General features: G+C 70.9%; 9 protein-coding genes and 1 pseudogene. 7 read left to right on the top strand and 3 right to left on the bottom strand.

What is annotated here, in order from left to right; all coding sequences use genetic code 11:
• Positions 1–63 precede the first annotated feature (63 nt).
• The gene (locus A33M_RS19045; protein WP_008390671.1) at positions 64–300 is read right to left on the bottom strand and encodes an Lrp/AsnC ligand binding domain-containing protein; all 237 of its coding nucleotides are present in this window, start codon (positions 298–300) and stop codon (positions 64–66) included.
• 247 nt (positions 301–547) lie between these two features.
• On the opposite strand from A33M_RS19045, the gene thiM reads away from it, so the two are divergent.
• From thiM to A33M_RS19015, 6 genes are all read left to right on the top strand, one after another.
• On the top strand, positions 548–1,327 hold the full coding sequence (gene thiM, locus A33M_RS19040; protein WP_008390669.1) for a hydroxyethylthiazole kinase: 780 nt from the start codon (positions 548–550) through the stop codon (positions 1,325–1,327).
• Position 1,328: 1 nt separating this feature from the next.
• Complete coding sequence (thiE, locus tag A33M_RS19035) at positions 1,329–1,991, top strand: thiamine phosphate synthase (protein ID WP_008390667.1); 663 nt, start codon at positions 1,329–1,331, stop codon at positions 1,989–1,991.
• Positions 1,988–2,812: a bifunctional hydroxymethylpyrimidine kinase/phosphomethylpyrimidine kinase gene (gene thiD, locus A33M_RS19030; protein ID WP_202801956.1), complete on the top strand. Its 825-nt coding sequence runs from the start codon at positions 1,988–1,990 to the stop codon at positions 2,810–2,812. The genes thiE and thiD overlap by 4 nt, the downstream gene beginning before the upstream one ends.
• Positions 2,813–2,891: 79 nt before the next feature.
• On the top strand, positions 2,892–4,016 hold the full coding sequence (locus A33M_RS19025) for a TRAP transporter substrate-binding protein (RefSeq protein WP_008390663.1): 1,125 nt from the start codon (positions 2,892–2,894) through the stop codon (positions 4,014–4,016).
• A 154-nt stretch (positions 4,017–4,170) separates the two neighbouring features.
• Positions 4,171–5,031: a fumarylacetoacetate hydrolase family protein gene (locus tag A33M_RS19020; RefSeq protein ID WP_008390661.1), complete on the top strand. Its 861-nt coding sequence runs from the start codon at positions 4,171–4,173 to the stop codon at positions 5,029–5,031.
• 367 nt (positions 5,032–5,398) lie between these two features.
• Positions 5,399–6,634, top strand: coding sequence for a LeuA family protein (locus A33M_RS19015; RefSeq protein ID WP_040621841.1), 1,236 nt, complete (start codon positions 5,399–5,401; stop codon positions 6,632–6,634).
• Positions 6,635–6,906: 272 nt separating this feature from the next.
• On the opposite strand, the gene A33M_RS19010 is transcribed toward A33M_RS19015, so the two are convergent.
• Both A33M_RS19010 and A33M_RS19005 read right to left on the bottom strand, forming a co-directional pair.
• Positions 6,907–7,689 carry an SDR family oxidoreductase gene (locus A33M_RS19010; protein ID WP_008390656.1) on the bottom strand — a complete coding sequence of 261 codons (783 nt, stop codon included), beginning with the start codon at positions 7,687–7,689 and terminating at the stop codon, positions 6,907–6,909.
• Positions 7,690–7,753: 64 nt separating this feature from the next.
• Entirely contained in the window at positions 7,754–8,650 is an 897-nt protein-coding gene (locus tag A33M_RS19005; protein WP_008390654.1) for an NAD(P)-dependent oxidoreductase, read from the bottom strand.
• Positions 8,651–8,951: 301 nt separating this feature from the next.
• On the opposite strand from A33M_RS19005, the pseudogene A33M_RS19000 reads away from it, so the two are divergent.
• Positions 8,952–9,263 (top strand): annotated as a pseudogene (locus A33M_RS19000) (hypothetical protein); the annotation flags it as partial.

The following is a 9,263-nucleotide window of genomic DNA, read 5'->3' as shown; positions in this document are numbered from 1 at the left end:
AAGCGGCTCCGGCGCAGCCCCGTCGGAGTTCCCAAACGGGCTCTGAGCGTGTCCCGAGGAGGGTCAGAACGCCTTGAAGGTGATGATCGTCTTGGTGTCGATGATGCCCGGAATGGTCTGCACCTTCTCGTTGACGAAATGGCCGATGTCGGTCGAACGATCGACATAGAACTTGACGAGAAGGTCGTAGTCGCCCGCCGTGGAGTAAATCTCCGAGGCGATCTCGGCATCCGCGAGCTGGTTCGCCACCTGATAGGATTTCCCCAGGTTGCACTTGATCTGAACGAAGAACGGAATCATCGCGGGGCCCCCTTGCACCGGCTGTCGTGTCCCGCGCAATCGAGCAAAACCGCGCCGGCTTGACAAGCGCGCGCCGCAACCCGGCCGGTCGTCTCCTGCGCCCGCCGCACCCTTGCGCCGTCCATGGCGAGCGTCTAGCTTCGATCGTGTTCCTTGGCATCGCCTTGGAAACCGTGTTCGATCGACGGGCGGAAGGCGCCGACCCGTGAGACCCGATCCGGAACGTGCCGGCGGAGGGAAACCCGGGATGCGCGCGTCCGCCAGCGACGCCGTGGACAGTGCGGTCGAGATCTTGCAGCGCGTGCGGGCGCAACGCCCGCGGGTCCACTGCATCACCAACACGGTCGCCCAGACCTACACCGCCAATCTGCTGCTCGCCGCCGGCGCCGTGCCGTCGATGACGCTGTCGGCCGACGAGGTCGAGGCGTTCGTCGGCGGGGCCGACGCGCTGCTCGTCAATGTCGGCACGCTCGACGCCGAGCGGCGCATCGCCATCGGCCTCGCGGTCGACGCGGCGGCCGAGCGCGAGGTGCCGTGGGTGCTCGACCCGGTGTTCGTCGACCGCTCCCCGGCGCGGGCGAAATTCGTCCACGCGCTGCTCGCGATGCGGCCGGGCGTGGTGCGCCTCAACGCGGCCGAGTTCGCGACGCTCGCCGAGATCGCGCCGGCGGACGCCGATGCCGAGGCCTTGGCGGGGTTCGCCGCCGACCTCGCCACCACCGTCGCGCTCACCGGCGAGGAGGACGTCGTCACCGACGGCCGGCGCACCGCCGGCGTCGCCAACGGCCATCCCTGGATGGCGCAAATCACCGCGATGGGCTGCGCCGGCGCCGCCCTGGTCGCGGCCTGTCGGGCGGTCGAGCCCGATCCGTTCCGGGCGACCGCGGCGGCGCTGCTCGCGCTCGGGGTCGCCGGCGAGTGGGGCGCCGAGACGTCGCGCGGCCCCGGCAGCCTGGCGATTGCGCTGCTCGACGCCCTCGCGGGGCTCGATCGGGCGGGCCTGTGCGAGCGTGCGAGGGTTTTCTGACATGCCCGTCGATCTTCGTCTCAATGCCATCGTCGATCCGGCGCGCGCCGGGGGCCGCTCGGTGGTCGATCTCGCCCGCGCGGTCGCGCAGGGCGGCGCCACGCTGGTGCAGCTGCGTGACAAGCTCGGCTCGACCCGCCGGATGATCGACCAGGCCCGCGCCATCAAGGCGGTGCTGGCGCCGCTCGGCATCCCGCTGGTGGTGAACGACCGGGTCGACGTCGCGCTCGCCGCGAACGCCGACGGCGTCCATCTCGGCCCCGACGACATGGAGGTTTCCGACGCCCGCGCGCTGCTCGGGCCCGGGCGGATCATCGGCCACTCGGTGAAGAGCGTGGCGCAGGCCGAGGCGGTGCCGGTGGAGGTGATCGACTATGTCGGGATCGGCGGCGTCTATGCGACGCTCTCCAAGGACAACCCGAACCCGCCGATGGGTCCGCAGGGCCTCGCCGCCATCGTCGCGGTGCTGAAGGCGCGCGCGCCCGGCCTGCCGGCCGAGGGGATCGCCGGGATCGACGCGACCAACGCGGCCGAGGTGATCGAGGCCGGCGCCGAGGGCATCGCGGTGATCTCCGCGCTGTCGCTCGCCGCCGATCCGGAGCGCGAGGCGAGCGCGCTGCGCGCGATCGTCGACGCCGCGCTCGATCGCCGGGCCCGCCGGTGAGCGCGCCTGTCGGCGTGGCCGAGAAGACCGCGATCGCCGTCACCATCGCCGGCTCGGATTCCTCCGGCGGTGCCGGCATCCAGGCGGACCTGAAAACCTTCTCCGCGCTCGGCGTGTACGGCGCCTCGGTGATCGCCGCGCTCACCGCGCAGAACACCCGCGGCGTCACCGGCATTCACGACGTGCCGCCGGAGTTCGTCGCCGCGCAGATCGACGCGGTCTTTTCCGACCTCGCGGTCGATGCGGTGAAGATCGGCATGCTGTCGGTGCCGGCCACCATCGAGGCGGTTGCCGCCGGGCTCGACCGGCATCGTGCGAAGAACGTCGTGCTCGACCCGGTGATGGTCTCCACCTCCGGCGCGCGTTTGCTGGTGCCGGAGGCGGTCGAGGCCTTGGTCGGGCTGTTGCTGTCGCGCGCCGATCTGCTGACGCCGAACCTTTTGGAAGCCGCCGCGCTGCTCGACGCACCGGTGGCGACGGGCGAGGCCGAGATGGTGGGGCAGGGCGAGGCGCTGCTCGCGCGCGGTGCCCGCGCGGTGCTGATCAAGGGCGGCCACGGCGAGGGCGCCGACAGCGTCGACGTGCTGGTCGCGCCGTCCGGCGTGTCGCGCCACGTCGCCCCGCGGGTCGCGACGAAAAACACCCACGGCACCGGCTGCACGCTGTCGTCGGCGATCGCCGCCGGCCTCGCCGGCGGGCTCGACCTCGTCGACGCGGTCGCCGTCGGCAAGGCGTACGTCGCCGGCGCGATCGCCGCTGCCGACGGCCTGACGATCGGCGCCGGCTTCGGCCCGGTGCATCATTTTTACCGGTGGTGGTGAGAGCGCCGCGCGCCGGGCGCGCGAGCGGGCACGGACCGGACGCTCTTTCCTCTCCTTTCGAGCCGACACGGAGACAGTCATGACGGACATCACACGCCGCCGGCTGGCGGGCGGCGCCGCGCTCGGTGGTCTCGCCGCGAGCGGACTTGCCGCAGGCGGTCTCGCCACGAGCGGCCTTGCGGTGCTGGCGACGCCGGCGGTGGCGCGGGCCGAGACGCGGCGCTGGCGGATGGTGACCTCGTGGCCGAAGCGCCTTCCGGGGCCCGGCATGTCGGCCGAGCGGGTGGCGTCGCGGATCGCCGAGATGTCCGGCGGGCGGCTCGCGATCACCGTGCATGCGGCGGGCGAGCTGGTGCCGGCCTTCGAGGTGCTCGATGCGGTCGGCGGCGGCGTCGCCGAGATGGGCCACACCGCGGCGTTCTACTGGCAGGGCAAGCAGCCGGCGGCGGCGTTCTACACCACCGTGCCGTTCGGGCTGACGCCGGCCGAGCACGTCGCCTGGGTCGAGGCGGGCGGCGGTCAGGCTCTTTGGGACGAGCTCTACGCGCCGTTCGGGGTGAAGCCCTTCATGGGGGGCAACACCGGGGTGTGCATGGGCGGCTGGTTCCGTGATCCCCTGAACAGCCTCGCCGATCTGAAAGGCAAGACCGTGCGCTCGCTCGGGCTCGGTGGCGAGGTCTATCGCCGGCTCGGTGCGGTGCCGCAGACGACGGCGCCCGCGGAAATTCTCACGAGCCTGCAGTCGGGCGTGCTCGACGGCGCCGAGTTCGTCGGCCCCGGCACCGACATCGCGCTCGGGCTCTATCGCGTCGCCTCGCTCTATTACGGGCCGGGCTTCAACAAGCCGAACGGCACCGGCGAGTGTCTGGTGTCGCTCGCCGCCTGGAACGGGCTCGACGCCGAGCTGAAGGCGATCGTTTCGCACGCCTGCGCCGTGGAAGCGACGTTCGCGCTCTCGGAGATGGAGCGGCTCAACGCCGAGGCGCTCGCCGCGCTGGTGCGGCAGCACCATGTTCGGCTGTCGGAGTTTCCCGCCGATCTGATCGGCGCCGCCCGCGCGCAGGCGACCGACGTTTTGGCCGAGGTCGCCGCGCGCAGCGACGTCGCCCGCCGGGTGCACGATTCCTATGTGGCGTTCCGCGACCGCGTGGCCGATTGGTCGCGGGTCTCGATCCGCGCGGTGCTGGAAGCCCGCGGCGCCTGATCCTCGGGCGATCGATCGGCCGGCGGTGCGGCCGCCCGACCGGCACCGCTTCTGCCGCAGGGCTGCGGCGCCGTCATCGTGCTTCCTCCACCGCCGCCGCCGCTTTACCGTTCCCGTCTCGTCGGCTCCCGCCCCCGCCACCGGAGAGCGTTCCATGCGCATCGCCGCGATCCACACGGCCAACGGCAAGGCGTTCGGCCTCGTCGAGGGCGAGACCTTTCGTCCGCTGCTGAAGGACGGCCTTTTCGTCGCCTCGCTGCCGGAGGTGATCGCGCTCGTCGCCTCCGGCGCGGTCACGACCGCGGACCCACTGGTGCTCGCCGAGCAAAAGCTCGCGGCGCCGGTCGGGCCGTTGTCGAAGAACGTGATCTGCGTCGGAAAAAATTATCACGATCACGCGCGCGAGTTCGCCCGCAGCGGCGTCGACCAGTCGGGCGACAAGCAGGAAACCCCGGACTTTCCGGTGGTGTTCACCAAATCGCCGACCTCGGTGTCGGGGCCGAACGATCCGATCCCGAGCAGCGCCGATCCGACCGCGACGGTCGACTACGAGGGCGAGCTGGGCGTGGTGATCGGCACGCGTTGCGACAGGGTGACGGCGGAGGCGGCGCTCGATCACGTGTTTGCATACACGGTGGTCGACGACGTGACGGCGCGCGCCGTGCAGACCCGTCACAAGCAGTGGTTCCTCGGCAAGAGCCTGCCCGGCTTCTGCCCGGTCGGGCCCGTGCTGGTGACGTGCGACGAGATGGGGCCGCTCGGGCCGCAGCGTCTCGTCACCACGGTGAACGGCGAGCAGCGTCAGTCGGCGCCGCTGTCCGACATGATCTTCGACGTGCCGGCGATCATCGCCGCGGTGTCGGAGTTCGTGCCGCTCGAGCCCGGCGATCTGATCGCCACCGGCACGCCGGCCGGCGTCGGTATCGGCTTCCGGCCGCAGAAATTCCTCGTGCCCGGCGACGTCGTGGCGGTGTCGATCGAAGGGATCGGCACGCTGGTCAATCCGGTGGTCTGAAGAGACACGCGCGAACCGCTCGTGCGCGCGATCACGCCGCGTCGTCTCGTCTGTTTGGTCAACCAAATCTTGCTGCCTTCACGGCGTGCCGTGCAGTGAATGCATGGCCGGATTGCGCCGCGCGCGACGCAGCGCGGGAGCCTCGTGTGCAGTGCGAAAGGATCACGACGGTCGGCGCCAAGTGCATGACTGATCGGTGCTTCCGGCACGGCCGAACGATCAGATTCACGTCCCGCCATGCAACAAAGCCTGTACAATGCCCGCATCGTCAGGAGCGAAAACGGATTGCCTCGTCGTCGCGGCGATGGCACGACTGCGAAGCCCCACCGAAGCCAATCGACAACATCAGCGCGAGAGGAGCAGCCAGATGGCGCAAGAGCCGTGGAAATCGGACGATTTCTTCGTGAGCCCCTGGAACTATGCCGACGAGGTCCGCAAGGAGCTCGCCTTCCCGAAGAACATCAAGGTTCACGACGTCACGCTGCGCGACGGTGAGCAGCAGACCGGCATCATCTTCACCAAGGACGACAAGATCCGCATCGCCGAGGCGCTCGCCGAGGCCGGCGTGCACCGCATCGAGGCCGGCATGCCGGTGGTGTCGCCGGACGACGACGGCGCCATCCGCGAGATCGTGAAGCGCAATCTCGGCCCGGAAATCTTCGCCTTCGCCCGCTGCATGAAGGACGACGTCAAGCGCGCCATCGATACCGGCGTGAAGGGCATCGTGATGGAGATCCCGTCGAGCCAGCATCTCGTCGAGCTCGCCTATCGCTGGAAGATGGAGAAGGCGATCGAGACCTCGATCGAGTCCACTCGTTATGCGCACGAGAACGGCCTCGAGGTGGTGTTCTTCCCGATCGACTTCTCGCGCGCCGAGCTGAAGTGGGCGATCGATCTGATCGAGCGCGTCGGCAAGGAAGGCCACATGGACGCGCTGGCGCTGGTCGACACCTTCGGCGTGCTGTCGCCCCATTCGGCCCGCTACTTCGTCCGCGAGGTGAAGAAGCGGATGGGTGGCATCCGGCTGGAGACGCACTTCCATCAGGACTTCGGCATGGGCGTCGCCAACACCATCATGGGTCTCGCCGAGGGCGCCTCGGTGATGCACACGACGGTGCTCGGCGTCGGCGAGCGCTCCGGCAACGCGCCGATGGAAGAGGTCGTGATGGCGCTGAAGACGCTGTACGGCGTCGACATCGGCATCGACACCACCAAGCTCTACGGCCTCGCCAACCTGGTGCAGCGGCTCGCCGACGTGAAGGTGCCGAGCAACAAGGCGATCGTCGGCTCGGGCCTCTATCAGATCGAGTCGGGCATCATCACCAGCTGGTTCAAGAACTGCGGTGAGGATCTCGCCACCGAGGTGTTCCCGATCCGCTGGGACGCGGTCGGCCAGCCGCCGGCCGAGATCGTGATGGGCAAGGGCTCGGGCATCGATTCGGTGAACCTGTGGCTGCAGGAGTGCGGCATGCAGGCCTCGCAGGACGACGCCATGAAGATCCTCATGACCGTCAAGCAGCACGCGCTGAAGACCAAGAAGATGCTCACCAAGGGCGAGTTCCGTGACCTCGCCCGCAAGGTGATCGGCACTGCCGCGGCGTGACGAACGCCCCGGGGTCGCGCGGCTCGCGGCCCCGACCTTCCAGAACGACGGGCGTCCCGCGGGGCGCCCGTTTTTTTGTCGGTCGTCGTCCGCTCGAGACGCACAGGGCGATGCGCACGCTTCTCGTGGGCACGCGACGAAGAGAGACGGCGGACGGCGCGGACGGCTCGCTCGTGCCCACCCCACGAAGAGAGTCGTAGGGTGGGCGGAGGCGCGGCACGCGCCGCGCCCACCGCGTATCCCGGAAAGGCCGCGAGGGTCGCCGTCGCCGTTCAGAACGCGCCGGGAAATGCGCCGCCGTCGATCAGGAGATTCTGGCCGGTGACGTAGCCGGCATGCACCGAGCAGAGAAACGCGCAGGCGGCACCGAGCTCGTCCGGCTCGCCGAGCCGGCGGGCGGGAACGCCGGCGATCCGCTCGGCCCGCGCCTGCTCGACCGAGATGCCGTGACGCGCCGCGGTCGCCTCGAAATTCGACTGCAGCCGGTCGGTCGCGAACGTGCCCGGCAGCAGCGCGTTGATCGTCACGTTGGCGCCGGCGACGGTGCGGGCGACCCCCGCCATGAAGGCGGTGAGCCCGGCGCGCGCGCCCGACGACAGATCGAGCCCGGCGATCGGCGCCTTCACCGAGGCCGAGGTGATGTTGACGATGCGGCCGAAGCGGCGCTCCACCATCGGGTCGATCACCTTCTGTGTCAGCTCGATCGCGACCACCATGTTGGCGATCACGCCGTCGATCATTTTGGCGCGGTCGAGGTCGCGAAAATCGCGCAGCGGCGGACCGGCATTGTTGTTGATCAGAATGTCGGGCGGAGCGGGGCAGGCGGCGAGCAGCGCCTGCTGACCCTCGTGAGAGGCGACGTCCGCCGCCACCGGGATCACCGTCGCGCCGGTGGTCGCCGCGATCGCCGCGGCGGTCGCCTCGGTGCGTGCCGCGTCGCGTCCGTTGACGATCACCGTGCAGCCGGCCTCCGCCAGCTTTTGCGCGCAAGCGCGCCCCAGGCCGCGGCTCGAGGCGCAGACGAGGGCGACGCGTCCGGCGATTCCGAGATCCATGGCATGCTCCTGATTCGGCCCTGCGGGCGTCTTCTGCGATGAGGCCGGCGCCGCGCCGGCCGCCTCAATCGTAAAGTTTCACGACGCTCGTCATGTTCTCGCCGCCGAGCGTCTCCTCGCACCCCCGGCGAAACACGTCGCGCGCGGCGCCGACCAGCGGCAGCGACGGCCCGCCGGCCGTGGTGGCGGCGGCGGCGGTGAGCGCATAATCGAGGTCCTTGCGGATCAGCTCGACCGGAAACAGCGGCGCGACTTTCTTCGCCACCATCAGGCCGGCATTGGCCTTGCCGGCCGGGCTCGCCGAGGGTGTCGCGCCGATGATCTCCACCGCATGGGCGACGTCCAGCCCGGCGCGGCCGAGAAAGCCGATCAGCTCCGCCCAGGCAGCGACCTGAATGCCGAGCAGCGCATTGACCGACAGCTTGAGGAGCGCGCCGGCGCCGATCGCGCCGGCATGATGGACGGCCGAGGACATCGCGTCGAGCACCGGCCGGGCGCGGGCGAGGGTGTCGGCCTCGCCGCCCGCCAGCACGATCAGCGCGGCGGCCTCCGCCTGCGGCCGGCTGCCGACCACCGGCGCCTCGAGAAAGGCGCGCTCGCGGGCGGCGGCTTCCTGGGCGAGCGCGATGCTCCAGTCGGGCGTCACGGTCGAGCACTCGATCGCCACGGCGTCGCGGCCGAGCGCATCGAGCGCGCCGGTGTCGTCGTCGAGCCACACCGCCCGCGACGCCTCGTCGTCGCGCACCATCGACAGCACGAACGCCGCGTTCGCGGCCGCCTCGCGCGGGGATTTCGCCGGCGTCGCGCCGGCGGCGACCAGCGGCGCGGCCGCGGCGGGCGTCCGGTTCCACACCGTCACCCGATGGCCCGCCTTCAAAAGGTTCGAGGCCATCCGCGAGCCCATCGCGCCGAGCCCCAGAAAGGCGATCGCGGTCGCATCGTCGGTGCCGGTCTCGGTCATCGGTGGTCGTCCTCGTCGCGGGTTGGGGCGGCGGCTCCGGAGGCCGCGCGGGTGGTGCGGTCGTGCGATGATTCTAGTGTGGCGAGCCGACCGGCGACAGCGCCCACGGCGCGAAGACCGGGCACGCCGCGCAACGACGAGAGGCAGATCGCGAAAGCGGGAGGGCGCCGCGGGGGGTGGCAAAGCAAAAAATCTCGGCCGGCGCGGGCCGGCCGAGACGTGTCGTCGGACGGAGGGTCAGCCGCCGCCGGGGCGGGTGGAGCCGGTGCCCGGCGTCGGCGTCATGATGTCCGGCGTTCCCATGCCGTTGATCGAGGGCGTGGAGGTGCCGGTGCCGCTCGCGGCGGGGCCACTCGGCAGCTGCACCGGGGCGGTCGCCGAGCCCGTGCCGGTGGTCGCGCTCGAGCTCGAGCTGCCGAGGCTCGCACCGCTGTTGCCGGGTGCGGCCGGGCCGGGTGCGATCGGTGTGCCGCCGGTGCTCACCGAGCCCGAGCTGCCGGCGACGCCGGGGCTCGGCGTCGCGCTCGGCGCGATCGAGGGGCTCGCCGCGCCACCCGTGCCGAGCCCGCCGGTGCCGGTCGTCCCGGTGCCGCCGAGCCCGCCGGCTCCGGCC

This window comes from Rhodovulum sp. PH10 (genome assembly GCF_000293785.1).
GTDB lineage: Bacteria > Pseudomonadota > Alphaproteobacteria > Rhizobiales > Xanthobacteraceae > Rhodoplanes.
Note: the sequence above shows the minus strand (reverse complement) of the source record. Positions and strands in the feature narration are given on the sequence as shown.